Annotated in this window: 13 protein-coding genes; 9 read left to right on the top strand and 4 right to left on the bottom strand. The window is 53.4% G+C overall.

Translation table 11 applies throughout. The features are described 5' to 3' along the window. Positions 1-94: 94 nt before the first annotated feature. A complete protein-coding gene (locus EBC_RS16490; protein WP_041692065.1) occupies positions 95-1,057 on the top strand; it encodes an aldo/keto reductase in 963 nt (320 codons plus the stop codon). Positions 1,058-1,059: 2 nt separating this feature from the next. Here the strand turns inward: EBC_RS16490 and yegD are convergent, their stop codons facing one another. The 3 genes from yegD to EBC_RS16475 all read right to left on the bottom strand — a co-directional run bounded on the left by yegD (position 1,060) and on the right by EBC_RS16475 (position 5,912). Further along, positions 1,060-2,412 carry a molecular chaperone gene (gene yegD / locus EBC_RS16485; protein WP_013202967.1) on the bottom strand — a complete coding sequence of 451 codons (1,353 nt, stop codon included), beginning with the start codon at positions 2,410-2,412 and terminating at the stop codon, positions 1,060-1,062. 93 nt (positions 2,413-2,505) lie between these two features. Next, a complete protein-coding gene (locus EBC_RS16480) occupies positions 2,506-5,115 on the bottom strand; it encodes a diguanylate cyclase (RefSeq protein WP_013202966.1) in 2,610 nt (869 codons plus the stop codon). A gap of 167 nt (positions 5,116-5,282) precedes the next feature. Continuing rightward, positions 5,283-5,912 carry a phosphatase PAP2 family protein gene (locus EBC_RS16475; RefSeq protein WP_013202965.1) on the bottom strand — a complete coding sequence of 210 codons (630 nt, stop codon included), beginning with the start codon at positions 5,910-5,912 and terminating at the stop codon, positions 5,283-5,285. A 288-nt stretch (positions 5,913-6,200) separates the two neighbouring features. On the opposite strand from EBC_RS16475, the gene udk reads away from it, so the two are divergent. The 3 genes from udk to asmA are packed head-to-tail and all read left to right on the top strand — an operon-like array spanning position 6,201 to position 9,348. Further along, positions 6,201-6,842, top strand: coding sequence for a uridine kinase (udk, locus tag EBC_RS16470; RefSeq protein ID WP_013202964.1), 642 nt, complete (start codon positions 6,201-6,203; stop codon positions 6,840-6,842). Between the two features lie 19 nt (positions 6,843-6,861). Next, positions 6,862-7,443 (top strand): dCTP deaminase, encoded by a 582-nt coding sequence (gene dcd, locus EBC_RS16465; RefSeq protein ID WP_013202963.1) that lies wholly within the window; start codon positions 6,862-6,864, stop codon positions 7,441-7,443. A 60-nt stretch (positions 7,444-7,503) separates the two neighbouring features. Further along, the gene (asmA, locus tag EBC_RS16460) at positions 7,504-9,348 is read left to right on the top strand and encodes an outer membrane assembly protein AsmA (protein ID WP_013202962.1); all 1,845 of its coding nucleotides are present in this window, start codon (positions 7,504-7,506) and stop codon (positions 9,346-9,348) included. A gap of 18 nt (positions 9,349-9,366) precedes the next feature. Here the strand turns inward: asmA and EBC_RS16455 are convergent, their stop codons facing one another. Beyond that, on the bottom strand, positions 9,367-10,950 hold the full coding sequence (locus EBC_RS16455; protein ID WP_013202961.1) for a TerC family protein: 1,584 nt from the start codon (positions 10,948-10,950) through the stop codon (positions 9,367-9,369). Positions 10,951-11,755: 805 nt separating this feature from the next. Here EBC_RS16455 and wbaP point away from each other — a divergent pair. The 5 genes from wbaP (at position 11,756) to EBC_RS16430 (ending at position 18,291) form a co-directional block, all read left to right on the top strand. Next, positions 11,756-13,189 (top strand): undecaprenyl-phosphate galactose phosphotransferase WbaP, encoded by a 1,434-nt coding sequence (wbaP, locus tag EBC_RS16450; protein ID WP_013202960.1) that lies wholly within the window; start codon positions 11,756-11,758, stop codon positions 13,187-13,189. Between the two features lie 292 nt (positions 13,190-13,481). Next, the gene (locus EBC_RS16445) at positions 13,482-14,615 is read left to right on the top strand and encodes a polysaccharide export protein (protein WP_041692064.1); all 1,134 of its coding nucleotides are present in this window, start codon (positions 13,482-13,484) and stop codon (positions 14,613-14,615) included. A 15-nt stretch (positions 14,616-14,630) separates the two neighbouring features. Next, positions 14,631-15,065: an arsenate reductase/protein-tyrosine-phosphatase family protein gene (locus tag EBC_RS16440; RefSeq protein WP_013202958.1), complete on the top strand. Its 435-nt coding sequence runs from the start codon at positions 14,631-14,633 to the stop codon at positions 15,063-15,065. A gap of 12 nt (positions 15,066-15,077) precedes the next feature. After that, a complete protein-coding gene (locus tag EBC_RS16435; protein ID WP_013202957.1) occupies positions 15,078-17,261 on the top strand; it encodes a polysaccharide biosynthesis tyrosine autokinase in 2,184 nt (727 codons plus the stop codon). A gap of 124 nt (positions 17,262-17,385) precedes the next feature. Then, positions 17,386-18,291 (top strand): glycosyltransferase family 2 protein, encoded by a 906-nt coding sequence (locus EBC_RS16430; protein ID WP_013202956.1) that lies wholly within the window; start codon positions 17,386-17,388, stop codon positions 18,289-18,291. Positions 18,292-18,324: the final 33 nt, after the last annotated feature.

Genomic DNA, 18,324 nt, shown 5'->3' with positions numbered 1-18,324 from the left:
GCACATCTTTTGCCACAAATCGTCGAAGCGACGCCGGGGATGTTTGCTACGCTCTAAGTCACGTGAGAAACAATTCATATTCAGGAGAGTAATGATGAGTCAATCAGAGCACCGTTCACTGGGCCGCACCGGCATTCAGGTTCCTACCTTAACCTTTGGTGGCAACGTATTTGGCTGGACTGTCGATCAAAAAACGTCTTTCTCCCTGCTGGATGCGCTGGTAGAAAAAGGGCTGTATTTCATTGACACCGCTGATGTGTATTCCCGTTGGGCGCCGGGTAATGAAGGCGGCGAATCTGAAACCATTATTGGTAACTGGCTGAAGCAGAGCGGCAAACGCGACAAAATTGTGCTGGCGACCAAAGTTGGGATTGAGATGGGGCCTGGGAAAACCGGGCTGTCACCGAAATACATTCGCCAGGCGATTGAAGACTCGTTGCGTCGCTTGCAAACCGACAGCATCGACCTGTATCAGGCACACAGCGACGACAGCGATACGCCGCTGCAGGAAACGCTGGCGACCTTTGATGCCTTAATTAAAGAAGGCAAAGTGCGGGCGATTGGTGCCTCCAACTATTCGGCAGAACGCCTGAGCGAAGCGCTGAAGGTCAGTGAGGATAATGGCTTCGCGCGCTATGAAACCTTGCAGCCTGAATACAATCTTTATGACCGTGAAGGCTATGAAAGTGGTCTTGAGCAGGTTGCCAAAGATAATGGCCTGGCGGTGATCAATTATTATTCGCTGGCCAGTGGTTTCCTCAGCGGGAAATACCGTAAGCCGGAAGATGCCAGTAAAAGTCAGCGTGGTGCAGGTGTGGTCGAGAAATATCTGAACGAGCGCGGCTTACGCATTATTAAGGCGCTGGATCAGGTGGCGGAATCCACCGGTTCAACCCCGACGCAGGTGGCTCTTGCCTGGCAGATTGCCCGCCCGAGTATCACCGCCCCAATCGTCAGCGTCACTTCACTGACTCAGCTTGATGAGTTAACGAAAGCCGCCGCGCTCAAACTGAGCGACGACGACATCCGTGAACTGTCAGAAGCCAGCAGCTACTGAGCTTAGCGGAACATCACCTGTGCCCAACGGGCCAGACCGGCGGTGACGGAACCAAAGTCATCGCCGCTCGCCAGCGGAATGTCCGGCAGCTGCTGTTGCAGTGCCTGACGCAGCACCGGTGAACGGGCGCTACCGCCGGTCAGATAGATCACATCAGGACGGGTGCCGCTGGCATCCAGCGCCATTTTCACCTGTTCCTGAATCCGCTCCAGCGGCTGCGCAATCGCCGCTTCCAGCCCCTGAACACTTATCGCCGTCTCCAGCGACTGCTCAATAAAGGCCAGTTGCGTGGTGACGTTGGCTTGCTCAGACAGCGCAATTTTGCTCTCCTCAGCCGCGCGCACCAGGCGATAGCCCAGACGCTGCTGCCAGACTTTAAGCAGACGCTTCACTTTCTCTGGCTCACGCGTATCGCGGATCAAATCCAGCAGCAGCTTTTTGCTGGCGGTGGCGTAGAAATCGCTTTGGGCAGGAACATCATTGATCGCCACGGCGTTCCACCACGGCAGAGCAGGAAGGGCAGTGCCTTTTTCCGTCGCGCCGCCTAATCCCAGCAGGGGCATCAGCTCCTTAAAGGCCAGCATGATATCCAGATCGTTCCCGCCTACGCGGCAACCGCTGTGCCCTAACAGGCTGGCACTGCGATCGGATTTGTCATGCCATTCCGGGCCCATCAGCAGCATCGAGCAGTCAGTGGTCCCGCCGCCGATATCGACCACCAGCACCCGCGTTTCCTGTTTCAGCGTCGCTTCAAACTCCAGGCCTGCGGCAACCGGCTCAAACTGGAATTCAACGTCTTTAAAACCGGCACGGCTGGCGGCACGCGCCAGAATACCCTGCGCCTGACGGTTGGCTTCATCCCCGCCCAGGCCCTGGAAGTTGATCGGACGACCAATCACTGCCTGGGTGATGCTTTGATTCAGATTCTGTTCCGCCTTCTGACGGATGTGCAGCATCATGGCGCACACCAAATCCTCGAAGAACGCCACCTGCTGCGGCTTTAGCCCGTTGGCACCGAGGAAGGATTTCGGCGACTTAACGAACCAGACATCTTCCGGATCGGCCATATATTGCGCCAGCGACGCCAGTCCAAACTGGACGCTGTTGGGGGTGACCTCAATATCTTCTTCGCGGTTAAAGGCCAGCGCACGGCGTAAAATGGCCTGGTTATCGGCTTCAGGTGTCGGCACCTGATGATGGCGGAATAACCACTCACTGACCGCATCGCGGGTCGGAGCACAAAGCATGGAGGGCAATAAGGTAGAACCTTGCTCCAGCGGCAGCAGTGCAGGCACGCCGTCTTTCATAATGGCGACCGAGCAATTTGCTGTCCCGTAATCAAAGCCAATAAACATTTATCCCCCTCAGCTGGAAAAAAGGGGGCGACTTTAGCCCAGGCCCGCATGGAGAGCAAGAACCCATGCGCAATTTATCGCAAAGTGGCGGCACTAGGCCTGATCTTCGTGGTGATTGAGCTGCCAGGGATTGAGGGTGCGCAGGCGTTCCGGATCGTACACCGCCAGCTGGCCACGCCCGTTGTGCTTGGCGCTGTAGCAGGCCAGATCGGCCTGAGCCAATACGTCGCTGACCGTATGGTTTTCCTTATTGAGTAAGGTGATCCCGGCGCTGGCACCGACGCGGTGCAGACGGCCTTCCCACAAGAAGTGATAGTCGTTCACCGCGTTGACGATGCGGGCAATCACTTCCTGCGCCTTATCCTGCGGGCAATCCAGCAACAGAATGCCAAACTCATCACCGCCCAGGCGGGCGAGGAAATCATTGCTGCGCAGATGGCGCTGCATCACGCCAGAAATTTCACGCAGCAAGGCATCGCCGGCGGCATGACCGGAGGTATCATTGACCGCTTTGAAGCGGTCCAGGTCGACAAACACCAGCGCATGATCTTTTTGCAACAGGCTTGGTGAGAGCAACAGGCTGTCGAGCCTCTGCTCAAAGCTGACGCGGTTGGGCAGGCTGGTCAGCACATCGTGGGAAGCGCTGTAGGTCAGACGACGCATCATTTCGCGCGAGGTGCTGACATCGCGTATCACCATCACGCTGCCGATGTTGTCACCTTCCAGCGTTTTCAACGGCATGATGCTGTAGTGGATATCGTACTGACGGCCCGCGCTGTTATGCAGCACCAGTTCCTGATCTAAATCCGGCGTAGATTTGGTTTGCGGCAGTTCACACAGCAGCAGACTTTCCAGCTGTGGGCCTTTGTGGCCCTGGGTGATGCGCAGAATATCGTTGAGCGGCTTGCCGACGGCATGTTCCTGCGCCCAGCCGGTCATGCTTTCAGCGACCGGGTTCATAAAGATGACCCGCATCTCTTCATCGGTACTGATCACCCCTTCACCGATCGCATCCAGCGTAATGTGCATGCGCTCTTTTTCCTGGTAGAGCGCATCGGTCAGCTGGCGGATAGCGGTGATATCCTGGTTAATTCCCAGCATACGTTCCACATCGCCTTTCTCATCCAGCACCATATTGGCCTGGCTGCGGATGTAACGAAGGCCGTTATCGGTTTCAATACGGAATTCAATATCAATCGGTGAGGAGGTTTTTACCGCCGTATCGAAGGCATCAATCGCCGGCTGCCGATCGGCGGGCAGCAGGCTGTTAGCCCAGGTGAGATAGGTCGCCTGGCCATTTTCCGGCAGGTCATAAATGCGGAACATACGTTTGTCCCAGCTCATTTTGCCGGTCACCAGGCTCCATTCCCACACGCCAATGCCGCCCGCTTCATTCGCCAGCGTAATGCGCTGCATCAGGCGGCGGTTGACCTCTTCGGTGGTTTTCAGGTCGGTGATGTCTTCAATCTGCGAGATAAAATAGAGCGGCAGCTGCTCGCTGTCCCGCACCAGCGACACGGTGAGCCGCGCCCACAGAATCTGCTGATCCTTACGCAGATAGCGCTTTTCCATACTGTAGGTTTCAATGTCGCCCAGCAGCAGCGCGTTAAGCTGAAGCAGGTCCGCGTCAAGATCTTCCGGGTGGGTGATCTGCTGGAAATCCATCTTCTTCAGCTCTTTTTCCTGGTAATCCAGCAGCTTGCAAAGGGATTTATTGACCTTCAGCCATTTACCTTCCGGCGAGACCAGCGCCATACCAATGGCAGAGAATTCCATCGCATGGCGAAAACGCGTTTCGCTCTCCGAGATATGCTTTTTTTCTTCACGGAAGGAGTGCATGACCAGCGCCATCATATGGCTTGGGATCAACGCCATTAAGAACGGCAGCCAGACGGAACTGGCCAGCGGCCAGCGGCTGTTGAGCTGAATATCCAGTAACCCCAACGCCAGCATGACCGTCATCATCGACAGCGTGGCCAGGAACACCACAAAGGCCTCGAAGCGGGGCAGGCGCACGGCGCTGTAGAACAGCACCACAATCACAAAGGTGAACGGCCACGGCAGATAGCGCAGCGAGCAGTAACAGAGCACCAGCGTTACCAGAAGGGTCAGCAGCGTTTCAAACAGCACATTCTGATGACGGGCGCGTTGGAAATAATCGTTATTCCACAGCAGGCAAACCGGGCCCAGTGCCAGCATGCCAATCATTTCCGACACCACCCAGGTCGAGAAGAAGCGGAAGCTGCTGTGCCCGGAGCTGCTGAGCACCCAGGCCGCCAACAGGCCGCCCACCAGCGGGGTAAACATACCCACCGTCACCATCATTTTGCTCCAGCTCATCAGTGAGCCAAGCGGCGACTGGCGATCGAGCATCACCCGCAGTAACGATCCGCCAATTATCGCCTGGGTCAGGTTGATCAGCGGATACTTGACGTTGGCGATCCCAGGACCGATCACCAGCGAGTTGGCAAGGGCAACGCCGATAAAACAGCTCAGTAAGGCCAGCGGCAGGGAGGTAAGAGGCAGGCGAAAGATCACCATGGTCATCAGGGCCGTGGAGAACCACAGCGGGGAAATCTGGCCACTGACTTTAATCAGCTCTAAGCAGAACAGCGTTAACGCAAAACTCAGCCCGCCCAGCATGAAGGTCTGAGGCCAGCGGAGGGTGATGCGCTTTACGGAAAAAAGGGTGTCAGTCGTCATTCAAAAATCCAGCGTGGCGCCGGAGGTTTAGATCAACCGAAGGCGCAATCTACGTTACATCAGCGATGCTAACATAACCGTTTATGAATGCTTGCGGTAATTCAAAAGATAGCGGTATTCGGGCGATTGACCTGCATTTTTTCGCCCGATTCCGCTTAATGGTGGGATTACTGACGGAGTTTGAGCAACTCAGCGCGGGTCCAGGCATGGTCGATACCGGAAAGCTGCACCGAAAAGCGCTGCAGGAATTGCTGGGTGGTCGCCAGGCGGCCGTGACTCATCAGCAGCAGTGGCAACAACAGCGCGATGCACAGCTGGGTGGCGGAAAATCCCTGCAGCTCCGAACGACGCTGGCTGACCAGGAACGCGGTGCTCAAGGTAAAGCCGAGGATCAGACCGGCAACCACTTCGCTGGTGGAATGATAGTTCAGCACCAGACGGGAGGCGCCGACCATCAGCGGGATCAGGTAACCCACCATCACCGCGCAGGTGCGCCAGGCCGGCTTAAGACGGCCGCTGAGTAACCACAGCATGACCGGCCACAGGGTGGCGGACATGGCGCTGTGGCCGCTGAAGCCGGTGAAATTAAAGCGTGCGCTGCCAATGCCGTATCCGAGGAAGGCGATTTTAGACAGGCTGACGATGGCACCCGCGGCGCAAAAAGCCAGCGCCCAATACCAGACGGCGCGACGGTCGCTGTTTTTCCAGGTAATAAGAATGGCCATAATGACCGCCGTGGGGATCAACAGCATGCTGTCGCCGAAATAAGTCAAAATATGCAAAATATGCCAGGACACCGTGTTTCCTTCTTACTGTGTTACCGAGCCGGGCCAGCGTGAGCAGGGACGGTATACAGATAACTTATTGATTATGCATTTCACGCCTGGCGAAAGCTGCCCGGCTTAAAATGTGAGCTTGGTCTCATTGTTACCAGTTTAACGGGCATTGCCAGGCACGGCTAACGGGAAAGTCCTAAAAGCATTTCCGCGCTTTTCTCTGGCATCAAACCCCCGAAATCCTTATAATTACGCGCGAAATCGTCCTCTCCTTTGTCTCAGACAACCAGTAATCAGGTCTTTAATTTTATGACTGACAAGTCGCACCAGTGCGTCATCGTAGGTATCGCCGGCGCATCTGCCTCGGGAAAAAGTCTTATCGCCAGCACACTGTATCGCGAAGTGCGCGAACGTGTGGGTGATGAAAATATTGGCGTTATCCCCGAGGATGCGTATTACAAAGACCAAAGCCATCTGACCATGGATGAGCGGGTCAAAACCAACTACGATCACCCCAGCGCGATGGATCATAGTCTGCTGCTGCAACATCTGCAGAAGCTGAAAGCCGGTGAAGCGATAGACCTGCCAGTATACAGCTATGTTGATCATACCCGTACTGCACAGACTGTTCAGCTGAAGCCAAAAAAAGTCATCATCCTGGAAGGGATCCTGCTGCTGACCGACGCCCGTCTGCGCCAGGAGATGAACTTCTCTATCTTCGTCGATACGCCGCTGGATATCTGCCTGATGCGGCGTATGAAGCGCGATGTGAATGAACGTGGCCGCTCGATGGATTCGGTCATGGCGCAATATCAGAAAACCGTTCGTCCGATGTTCCTGCAGTTCATCGAACCTTCCAAACAGTATGCTGACATTATCGTGCCTCGCGGCGGAAAAAACCGCATCGCCATCGATATTCTGAAGGCCAAGATCAATCAATTCTTCGAATAGCCGACAGGGAATTTTATCCATGAGATTATGCGACCGCGATATTGAAGCCTGGCTGGACAATGGCCAGCTGGAGATCACCCCACGTCCACCGGTCAAACGCATTAACGGTGCGACCGTTGATGTGCGTCTGGGGAATCAGTTCAGAACCTTCCGCGGGCACACCGCGGCCTTTATCGATCTCAGTGGTCCAAAGGATGAAGTCAGTGCGGCGCTGGATCGGGTGATGAGTGACGAGATTGTCCTGCCGGAAGGCGAGGCGTTCTTCCTGCATCCGGGCGAACTGGCGCTGGCCGTGACGCTGGAGTCGGTCACGCTGCCAGATAATCTGGTAGGCTGGCTGGACGGACGCTCTTCTCTGGCGCGTCTTGGGCTGATGGTTCACGTCACGGCTCACCGCATCGATCCCGGCTGGCAGGGCCGAATTGTGCTGGAGTTCTATAATTCAGGTAAGCTGCCTCTGGCACTGCGTCCGGGTATGCTGATCGGCGCACTGAGTTTTGAACCGCTGTCCGGCCCGGCTGCGCGGCCGTATAACCGCCGCACCGATGCCAAATACAAAGGGCAGCAGGGCGCGGATGCCAGCAGGATCGACAAAGATTAGAACAATCTGGCCCGTCAGCGTCTTGCCACTGGGTAACCGTGACGGGAATAAGGGGAAGGCATGAGACGATTTATTACCACGCTGGCTATTTTGCTGGTGGTAATTGTGGCCGGAATGACTGCGCTGGTGTTATTGGTTAATCCCAACGATTTTCGCGGTTACATGGCTCAGCAGGTTGAGCAGCGCAGCGGCTACCGTTTAGCGCTCAATGGCGATCTGCGCTGGCATGTCTGGCCGCAGCTGAGCATTCTTTCCGGTCAGATGACGCTGACCGCGCCGGGTGCCAAACAGCCGGTGGTCAGCGCCAGCAATATGCGTCTTGATGTCAGTCTTCTTCCGCTTATTTCTCACCAGCTGTCGGTGAAGCAGGTGATGCTGAAAGGGGCGGTATTCAATCTCACCCCGGACAGCGAAGCGCAACGTCCGGCTAATGCGCCCGTCGGCCCGGCGGGGAACAACCCGGACGAAGGTGTGACCCATGGCTGGAAGTTTGATATTGCCGAACTGCGCATTGCCGACAGTTTGCTGATCTGGCAACAGGATAACGGCGAGCAGCTCAATCTTCGTGATCTCAACCTTCAGCTATCCCAGGACAGTAAGCGTCAGGCGCACATTGAGCTGAGCAGCCGTATCAATCGCGATCAGCGCGAACTGCTGCTCAACCTCAACAGCGATCTGGACGTCAGCCGCTATCCTCAGCATCTCACCGCCGCCATCAATCAGCTGGATTACCAGATGACCGGTGCCGACCTGCCGAAAGACGGGCTGAAAGGGCAGATGAAAATGCAGGCCGAGTGGGCAGGAGACAATCAGGCCTTTAGCCTGAAAAATCTCTCACTGACCGCCAATGACAGCCAGCTTGATGGCAGCGCCAGCGGCATGCTCGGCGCCCGTCCGCAGCTGAATGTCGACCTGCATTCACCGTTGCTCAATATGGACTCCTTATTGGGTCTGGAGCCGGACAGTGCCGACGGTGGTCAGACGGTCCAGGCGCAACGTTCGGGCCCTGGCCCGGTCATTTCCCGCCCGGTTGAGCATGATAATGCTAATTCGCCGCTCAATGCGATGGACGGCAACGTTGCGCTGACGGTCGATAAAATGCGCTGGCGGGGCATGGATTTCGACCAGGTTAAGCTGCGTGCGTCGAGTAAAGGTGGCTTGCTGAATCTGGCGACCTTAAGCGGTAAAGCCGGCAGCGGGGACTTCTCTCTGCCAGGCAGTATTGATGTGCGCACGGCTGAGACGATGGTTAAGTTGCAGCCGACGTTAAAAAACATTGCCGTGGCACCGTTGCTGAAAGCCTTTGCTTTGCCAGCTTCCCTTAGCGGCGATCTGTCGCTGGCCGGAAACTTCAGCGGCTCTGGCCTGACGGTGCCTTCCTTTAAGCAGGCCTGGCAGGGTAACGCTGAGCTGACGCTGGATAATGCCCAGATGGCCGGGCTTAACTTCCAGCAGATGATCCAGCGCGCGGTAGAAAGAAACAGTAATCGGGTTCGTGGGCCGGCCGATGCGGCGAAGGAAAACAATCTGCAGCAGATTAAAGGTAACGCCTCGCTCAATAACGGCTTACTGACCTTCCCTGGATTGCAGGGACACTCCTCGATGCTGGATTACAGCGGCAAAGGGCAGGTCAACCTGGCGAGCCAGCAGGCGGACATGACCTTTGGTGTAACGGTGACGAATGGCTGGCAGGGCGACGATGAGCTGGTGAAACGTCTGCAGTCGACGCCGGTGCCATTGCGCATCTACGGGCCGTGGTCTGGGCTGAACTACTCATTACAGGTCGACCAGGTGCTGCGTCAGCAGTTGCAGGATGAAGCCAAAAAACGGCTACAGCAGTGGTCGGACCGTAACAAGAGCAGCGATAAAAACAGCTCAGTAGAGAAACTGCTTAAAGACATGTAGCAGGAGCCGGGAAGTTGCTCAGACTTCGTAATCCGGCTCTTCAGTCACCGCCAACGGAATGATTTGCACTTTCTGGACGCGGTGGCTGTCTACCTGCAACGTACGGAACAGGAAATCCCCCACCTGAATCTCTTCCCCTTGCTGCGGCACCCGCTGCATATGCTCCATCAGTAACCCTGCCAGCGTGTGATATTCCCGCTTCTCATTCAGCGGTAACTCCAGATACATCACCAGGTCGTCCAGCGGCATATGGCCATTAGCCGTCCAGCTGCCGTCGGTATTTTGCTGAATGTCGTAGCGCGGATCGATCGCTTCACCTTCATTAGGCAGGTTGCCGGCGATGGTTTCCATCACGTCACTTAATGTCACGACCCCTTCCACCGAGCCAAACTCATCCACCACAAAGGCGAAATGCGTCCGTGCGGAGCGAAATTGCTCCAGCGCGGGCAGTAAGGTGAGCTGTTCGGGGAACACCAGGGGCTGGCGGATCAACGCCCTGATATCCAGACTGTCCCCGTGCAGGGATTGTTTCAGCAGGTCGATAACGTGCACCACGCCAAGCGGATCGTCACTGTTATCGGTCACCACGATGCGCGTATGTTGATTCAGGTCGAGCAGTGACATGATTTTCTCAGGCGACTCGCTGAGGTCCACATGCTCAACATCATGGCGCGAGGTCATAATGCTGCTGACCGTGCGCTGGCCCATGCCGAGCACCCGCGCAATCATCATCCGCTCCTGCTTATTGAAAATCGCCTGGCTTTCAATATTGTCGGCCACCAGTGCCGAGGTCTGCGAGTCCAGTTCGGCCGGTTCATGATTACCGCGTAATAAACGCAGCACCGCTTCTGCGGTTCTCTTCCTTAATGGCGAGGTCGATGAAAGGAAGCGGCGACGGTTAAATTGCGCCAGCTGATTCAGCGCTTCGATGATGATTGAGAAGCCAATCGCGGCATAAAGGTAGCCTTTTGGAATTTCATAGCCAAAACCGTCGGCGACCAGGCTGAAACCAATCATTAGCAGGAAGCTAAGACAGAGGATGACGATCGTCGGGTGTCCATTAACAAATCTTGTTAATGGTTTGCTGGCCAGAAGCATCAGGAAGATGGCTACAATCACCGCGGCCATCATCACCGCGAGGTGATCAACCATGCCAACGGCGGTGATCACCGAGTCCAGTGAAAACACCGCATCCAGGACCACTATTTGCGCGACAACCGGCCAAAATTTAGCACCACGCTTTTGTGGGTTTTCATCCTCATCCTTGCCTTCCAGCCGCTCGTTCAATTCCATGGTGGCTTTGAACAGTAAGAAGATCCCGCCAATCAGCATGATCAGGTCACGTGCACTGAAAGGGTGCCCGATCAGTGTGAAAAGCGGCGTAATAAGGGAGGAGATCCAGGAGATAGATGCCAGCAGCAGCAACCGCATCACTAATGCCAGCAGCAGGCCGGTTACACGGGCTCTGTCGCGCAGGGCAGGGGGGAGTTTTTCCGCCAGGATGGCGATAAAGACAAGATTATCAATCCCCAGGACCAGTTCTAAAACGATAAGGGTGACCAGGCCAGCCCAGATAGAGGGATCGGCGATCCATTCGAACATTACGCACACACCTGCAAAGATTGAAACAGTTGAGATGATGATAGTGAATCGGCAGCGATTCAACAAATAATCGGAAGAGTCAGCTGAAGTGAAAGCTCAGTTTATCGTCACTGGCGGGATAATCATCAAATGAATTTACTAAGATAAATCCGGAGTATTTTGCTGCCGGAGTTTTCAAGACTATTCGCATAGGTTGTGAGCGGAAATTCGGTGATACTTCTCGGCTGACGCAATCCGTTCAGGATTAATCTTAAGAGATCGAATTAATCTGAATTTTATCCAGAAGGGGGAGAGTGTATGCAAGGTATAGACTGGAACGAAAGGTAGTCTTAATCCTAAAAGACAGTGCGGGCAGGGACAGCCTCTTGTAAACAGGCCAGTAATAACTAGTATAGCAACGTGTTAGTAAATGTCTGCGTTAATGACGCAATTTGCGCAGTAACGGCGTCTTAATCTCTTTTTATGTGAACAGCAACACGTTAAGACGGCAAACACGTTAGCCTGAGCCCGGAGAGGACAGGATAAAAACAACAAGGTAAAGCAGCGTTACAGCGCATTGGCAGCTACAAGCCAGGGGCGGTAGCGTGCCAGACCAGGAATGGGCGGGCAAGCTGGGGTGTCACTACCGTTGTTGTTGATTTTACATGTCAATTCTCTTGTCGCTCTGCCAGTTACGATGACCTTTAACACGACTCCCAAATACGTTTCCTGTGTAATAAATGACGTGAGTAAAAAACACGCAATTATTTTCAGTGGTGGAAATTAATAAATCACAGGCTTCCGAAGAAAAAATTAAGAGTTAACTATGCGCGATATAGAGTTCACCTTTAAAGGGTTGTTAATTAAACTATCACTGGCACTTTCAGATTTAGTCTTTTTTAATGCCTCTTTGTTTATTGCAATCTTGTTGATTAATGCATTGCCCGGAAATCTTCTGAGCGATATTTCTCTACAAGCGCTGCAGTTAAAAATAGCGACACACATTATTCTCTCTGTGGTCTGTATCTTTTGGTTCTGGGTTCGCCAGCGCCACTATACTTATCGCAAGCCATTCTGGTTTGAGTTAAAAGAAATATTCAGAACTATTCTGATTTTCTCGGTGATCGACCTGTCGATTACCGCATTATCCAAATGGGAAATGTCCCGTTGGATTTGGGTCACAACCTGGATTCTGGCGTTAATCTTAATTCCAATTGGCCGCGCCATCGTGAAGCGTATTCTTAACCACTACGGTCTGTGGAAAAGACAAACGATTATTATCGGTAGCGGCAAAAACGCCGAAGAAGCCTACCTGGCTCTGCAAAGCGAAGAGGTGATGGGTTTCGATGTTGTGGCCTTCTACGATGTAGATGGCGGTACGCCAGCCCCAGCCTTATTTGGTATTCCTGTCGTCCGCGAAGAGAATGCGCTGTGGCAGCTGGTGAACGGCGACACGCAGTTTATCGTGGCCGTTGAATATGAGCAGAGTCAGTTCCGCGATTTGTGGCTGAAAAATCTGGCGAAACATAACTGCCGTTCCGTATCCGTGATACCTTCATTACGCGGCGTTCCGCTATATGGCACGGATATGGCATATATCTTCAGCCACGAAGTGATGATCCTGCGCGTCAGTAATAACCTGGCTAAGCGCACCTCACGCATCGTGAAACGCGCGTTCGACATTATCGGTGCGCTGGGCATCATCACCATGTTAATGCCTGCGCTGGCGGTACTGATCTTTATGGTAGCGCGCGATGGCGGCAACCCGATTTATGGTCACGAACGTGTAGGTATGAACGGCCGTAAATTCAAATGCCTTAAGTTCCGCTCAATGTGCGTTAACTCCAAAGAAGTGCTGGAGGAAGTGCTGCGCACCGACCCGATTGCCCGGGCCGAGTGGGATAAAGACTTCAAACTGAAAAACGACCCGCGTATTACGCGTATTGGTCACTTTATTCGTAAAACCAGCCTGGATGAACTGCCGCAGTTGTGGAATGTGGTTCGCGGTGAAATGAGTCTGGTGGGTCCGCGTCCGGTCATTGAAGATGAGCTGGAGCGTTACGCGGGTGATGTGGATTACTACTTTATGGCGAAACCTGGCATGACCGGCTTGTGGCAGGTGAGTGGCCGTAATGATGTTGATTACGAAACTCGTGTTTACTTTGACTCCTGGTACGTAAAAAACTGGTCACTGTGGAACGATATCGCCATTCTTTTCAAAACGGTTGGTGTGGTTTTGAAACGTGATGGGGCTTATTGACAGGGGCGTTGTCCCGTCAAAACGGGGCGGGCGTTGTCGGCTCGTCCCGGTATTAAAGAGTGTCTTTTGACTGCTAACTGTCATTGACTTGCGAGCTAAACAAACTTTTTTTTGATGAATGTTAAGCGTCGGCTTTAATCAATCCGGCAAGACATAAAAAAGGATAGGGAGTTAAAGATAATGACTGACAGTTACAGTGCTTGAACAGTTGCTTCACCTTATTCATTTTGCATGACGCTACACAGCGGCGGACTCGCCACTATCAATCAATTTACTGATAGCGAAGAACCAGATGATCACAATCAAAACGAAATTGATACCCCTGATGGTATCGGCAGCACTCCTTTCCGGATGTACCATCGCTCCGGGTAGTAACCTTTCCACCAGCGGAAAAGATGTCATTAAGCAGCAGGATAGTGACTTCGATATTGATAAATACGTCAACGTCTTTCCTATGACCCCAGGTCTGGTTGAGCAAATGCGACCAACGCCTGTCGTTGCGCAGCCTAACCCAAGCCTGCAGAACGAATTGCAGAACTATGAATACCGCATTGGTGTGGGCGATGTATTGACCGTCACCGTGTGGGACCACCCTGAACTGACTACGCCAGCTGGCCAGTACCGCAGCGCGAGCGATACCGGTAACTGGGTACATTCAGACGGCACCATCTTCTATCCGTACATTGGCCGCGTTCGCGTTGCCACCCGCACGGTGCAGGAAGTGCGTGATGAGATTTCTCGTCGTCTGGCGCAGTACATCGAAAGCCCGCAGGTCGATGTCAGCGTAGCGTCATTTAAATCGCAAAAAGCCTACGTGACGGGCGAAGTGACCACCTCCGGTCAGCAGCCAATCACTAACGTACCGTTAACTATCCTTGATGCCATTAACGCCGCAGGCGGTCTGACTGCTACGGCCGACTGGCGTAACGTTGTGCTGACGCACAACGGTCGAGAGATGCCTATCTCACTGCAGGCGCTGATGCAAAATGGCGACCTGTCCCAGAACCATCTGCTCTATCCGGGCGACATTCTCTACGTTCCACGCAACGACGATCTGAAAGTCTTTGTAATGGGCGAAGTGAAACAGCCTGCCACCCTGAAAATGGACCGCAGCGGCATGACGCTGGCGGAAGCGCTGGGCACTGCTCAGGGGATGGATCAGACCGTGGCCGATGCCACCGGCGTATTCGTAATCCGCCCTATCAAAGGCAACAATCGTAAGAAGATTGCGAATATCTATCAGCTGAATACCAAAGACGCTTCGGCGATGGTCATGGGCTCTGAGTTCCAACTGCAGCCTTACGACATCGTTTACGTTACGGCAACGCCTCTGGCACGTTGGAACCGCGTGATTTCGCAGCTGGTCCCAACCATCAGTGGCCTCTACGACGCAACACGTAACGTCCAGACGATTCACAACTGGTAATGACCGGGGAACATTATGATTAATTCAATCTTAGTGGTCTGTGTCGGAAACATCTGCCGCTCTCCCACCGGGGAGCGGTTACTCAAATCGGCATTGCCAGATAAAAAAATCGCTTCAGCCGGGCTCGGTGCCATGGTGGGCGAGGCAGCCGATGGGACAGCAAGCAGCGTGGCCGATCAACATGGGGTCTCACTGGATGGGCACGTCGCCCAACAGCTGACCTCAGGCATGTGCCGGGATTACGATCTGATCCTGGTGATGGAAAAGAAACATGTCGATTTGGTCAACCGCATCAACCCTTCCGTACGTGGCAAGACCATGTTATTTGGCCACTGGCTTAACCAACAGGAAATAGCGGATCCCTATAAGAAAAGCCGCGAAGCCTTTGAAGCCGTGTACGGAATACTCGAAAACGCTGCCCAGAAATGGGTCAACGCATTAAGCCGATAGTTGAGAATATCCATGAATATAAAAAGTAAGGCACCGTCCGCGCAAAAAGACGATTCCAATGGATGGGATCTGGCGCATCTTGTGGGACAACTGGTAGACCATCGTTGGGTAATTGTGGCTGTCACAGCGCTTTTTATGTTGTTAGGGACCCTTTATAGCCTGTTCGCCACGCCTATCTATAGTGCGGATGCGATGGTGCAGGTAGAGAATAAAAACCCGAACACCGTGCTGAACGACCTGACCCAAATGATGCCAAACGCGCAGCCAACGTCTGACACGGAAGTGCAGATTGTGACTTCACGTATGGTTATCGGCAAAACGGTTCATGACCTGGGTCTGGACGTGCTGGTACAGCAGAACTACCTGCCGGTGATTGGCCAGGGCCTGTCACGTATGGCGGGTAACAAGCCGGGTACGCTGGACGTGCCGTTGCTGACCGTACCGATGGACTGGGAAAAACGTAACGTTGAAATCGAAGTCAACGGCCCGGACAGCTACACCGTCAGCAAAGATGGTGACGAGCTGTTTAAAGGCAAAGTGGGTGAGGTAGAAAACCAGAAAGGCGTAACCATTATGGTTAAAGCCATTCAGGGTATTGATGCCGGCACCACGTTCACCGCGACCAAGCTTTCTGAGCTGCAGGCTATCAAGATGGTTAACGATAACCTGAACGTTGCGGATAAAGGCAAAGACACCGGCGTGCTGGGTCTGGTTTACAACGGTGAGGATCCGGTACAGATCAGCAAGGTGCTGAACCAGATTATCACCAACTATGTTGGCCAGAACGTTGAGCGTAAATCTGAAGAAGCTGAGAAAAGCCTGATCTTCCTGAAGAAGCAGCTGCCGGATGTGCGTGGCAAGCTGGACGCAGCAGAAGACAAGCTGAATACCTACCGTCGTGCGAATGACTCGGTGGATATGTCGTTGGAAGCGAAGTCTGCGCTGGACTCTTCTGTCAGCATCCAGACTCAGCTGAACGAACTGACCTTCCGTGAAGCCGAAGTGTCTCAGCTGTTCAAGAAAGATCACCCGACTTACCGCGCGCTGTTAGAAAAACGCCAGACGCTGTTGGATGAGCAGAAAAAGCTGAACACCAAAATCGGCCAGATGCCGCAGACCCAGCAGGATATCGTGCGTCTGACGCGTGATGTGCAGGCCGGTCAGGAAATCTACATGCAGCTGTTGAACCGCCAACAGGAACTGAACATCAGCAAAGCCAGTACCGTGGGTGACGTTCGCATTGTAGACACCGCCGAAACCGCCGGTAGCCCGGTTGCACCTAAGAAAATGCTGCTGATTTTAGCCAGCATGATTCTGGGCCTGATGTTCTCCGTTGGCTATATCGTGCTGAAAGCGATGTTCCACCACGGTATCGACCGTCCGGATCAGCTGGAAGAGTTGGGCATGAGCGTTTACGCCAGCGTCCCACTGTCCGAATGGCAGCGTAAGAAGGATGCTGAAGCGCTCACCAAACGTAATGTGCAGGGCAAAACTGACCCACACAACACGCTGCTGGCGCTGGGCAATCCAACTGACCTGTCCATTGAAGCGATTCGTAGCCTGCGTACCAGCCTGCACTTCGCGATGATGGAAGCCAAAAACAACATCCTGATGATCACCGGTGCCAGCCCGGGTATTGGTAAAACCTTTATCTGTGCCAACCTGGCAACCCTGGTGGCGAAAGCCGGTCAGAAAGTGCTGTTCATCGATGGTGACATGCGTCGTGGTTATACCCACGAACTGTTAGGCGCCAGCGGTAAAGTCGGTCTGTCTAACGTGCTGTCTGGCAAAACGCCATTCACCACTGACCTGGTACAGCGCGGCGACTTCGGCTTTGATTTCATTCCACGTGGTCAGGTTCCGCCAAACCCTTCAGAACTGTTGATGCACAGCCGCATGAACGACCTGCTGGAGTGGGCAAGCAAGAACTACGATTTGGTGCTGATTGATACCCCACCAATCCTGGCCGTTACCGATGCCTCTATTATCGGCAAGCTGGCAGGCACTTCACTGATGGTGGCTCGCTTCGAGACCAACACGCTGAAAGAAGTGGATATCAGTTACAAGCGCTTTGCACAGAATGGTATTGAAATTAAGGGCGTGATCCTTAACGCCGTGGTACGTAAAGCCTCCAATGCCTATGGCTACGGTTATGACTATTACGATTACCAGTACAAGCAGGATGCGAAAAGCTAAGTAATAAAGAAGAACCTTTTCGCTTTGACCGGGAAAGGTTCTTTTAATTTGCTCCCCTTGAGCCGCAGGGCAGGGGAGTTATTCGTTAGGCCGTTTCATCTGGACGTTTAAAAGGTGCCTGATAATGAAGGATATTTTCTTTTCGATTGTCATTCCTGCATACAATGCATCCGAATCAATTGTCACCACGCTTGACTGCGTAGCCGCGCAAACCTACCAAAACTTTGAAGTGATCATCATTGATGATAAATCCGCCGATGCTGAGCAACTGGCGGAAGTGGTGAAGGCAGAGAAATACAGCCAGCTGAAGATTAATCTGGTGCTGTCGCAGGAGAAGCTGAACGGATCCGGTGCCCGTAATAAAGGTATCGAACTGGCGACCGGCGATTACATCAGCTTCCTCGATGCGGATGATGAGTGGCATAAAGACAAGCTGCTTGAGTCGCTGAAAGAAATTCAAAAGCTGGAAGCGCAGGGCAAACAGAAGTTTATTATTTTCAGCCAGGTGAACATCGTTCAGGACGGAAGTTTCCTGAAGGTGATGCCAATGCAGCCGGTAGCACGGACCGAAACCGTTGCTGAATATCTGTTCGGTTGCTACGGCTTTATTCAGACCAGCACCATTGTGCTGAAGCGTGAGTATGCTGAAGACATTAAATTTGACCCGAAGTACATCCGTCATCAGGATTACGATTTCTGCATTCGTGCCGATAAAAAGGGCTATGAATTTGTGATGATTGCCCAGCCGCTGGCTAACTACCATTTGGTGACCAAATTTGGTTCCAAGCACAAAGGTGAGTCGGTCAAGTATTCCGAATTCTGGCTGGATAACATGAAGCCTTACCTGACGCAGCGCGATATCAATACTTACCGCGCCTACAAGCTGCCGCTTCGCTACAAGATGGATGGCAAGTCGCTGCATGCCAGCGTCAGCTTTATGCGTTACTTTTTCCTGACCAATAAAGATAACCGCACCTATTTCATCAATCGCCTGAAAGACAAATTCAAAGAGCGACTGGGAAACAAGTAAACCGGCAACAGAACACGGAAACGTCTCGTTGTG

This window comes from Erwinia billingiae Eb661, from assembly GCF_000196615.1.
In the GTDB taxonomy this organism is placed as follows: domain Bacteria; phylum Pseudomonadota; class Gammaproteobacteria; order Enterobacterales; family Enterobacteriaceae; genus Erwinia; species Erwinia billingiae.
This window is presented reverse-complemented; position numbering and strand designations above follow the sequence as displayed.

Coding starts and splice junctions, on each gene's coding strand:
- EBC_RS16490 (WP_041692065.1), top strand. CDS start 95: ATGAGTCAATCAGAGCACCGTTCACTGGGCCGCACCGGCATTCAGGTT.
- yegD (WP_013202967.1), bottom strand. CDS start 2,412: ATGTTTATTGGCTTTGATTACGGGACAGCAAATTGCTCGGTCGCCATT.
- EBC_RS16480 (WP_013202966.1), bottom strand. CDS start 5,115: ATGACGACTGACACCCTTTTTTCCGTAAAGCGCATCACCCTCCGCTGG.
- udk (WP_013202964.1), top strand. CDS start 6,201: ATGACTGACAAGTCGCACCAGTGCGTCATCGTAGGTATCGCCGGCGCA.
- dcd (WP_013202963.1), top strand. CDS start 6,862: ATGAGATTATGCGACCGCGATATTGAAGCCTGGCTGGACAATGGCCAG.
- asmA (WP_013202962.1), top strand. CDS start 7,504: ATGAGACGATTTATTACCACGCTGGCTATTTTGCTGGTGGTAATTGTG.
- EBC_RS16455 (WP_013202961.1), bottom strand. CDS start 10,950: ATGTTCGAATGGATCGCCGATCCCTCTATCTGGGCTGGCCTGGTCACC.
- wbaP (WP_013202960.1), top strand. CDS start 11,756: ATGCGCGATATAGAGTTCACCTTTAAAGGGTTGTTAATTAAACTATCA.
- EBC_RS16445 (WP_041692064.1), top strand. CDS start 13,482: ATGATCACAATCAAAACGAAATTGATACCCCTGATGGTATCGGCAGCA.
- EBC_RS16440 (WP_013202958.1), top strand. CDS start 14,631: ATGATTAATTCAATCTTAGTGGTCTGTGTCGGAAACATCTGCCGCTCT.
- EBC_RS16435 (WP_013202957.1), top strand. CDS start 15,078: ATGAATATAAAAAGTAAGGCACCGTCCGCGCAAAAAGACGATTCCAAT.
- EBC_RS16430 (WP_013202956.1), top strand. CDS start 17,386: ATGAAGGATATTTTCTTTTCGATTGTCATTCCTGCATACAATGCATCC.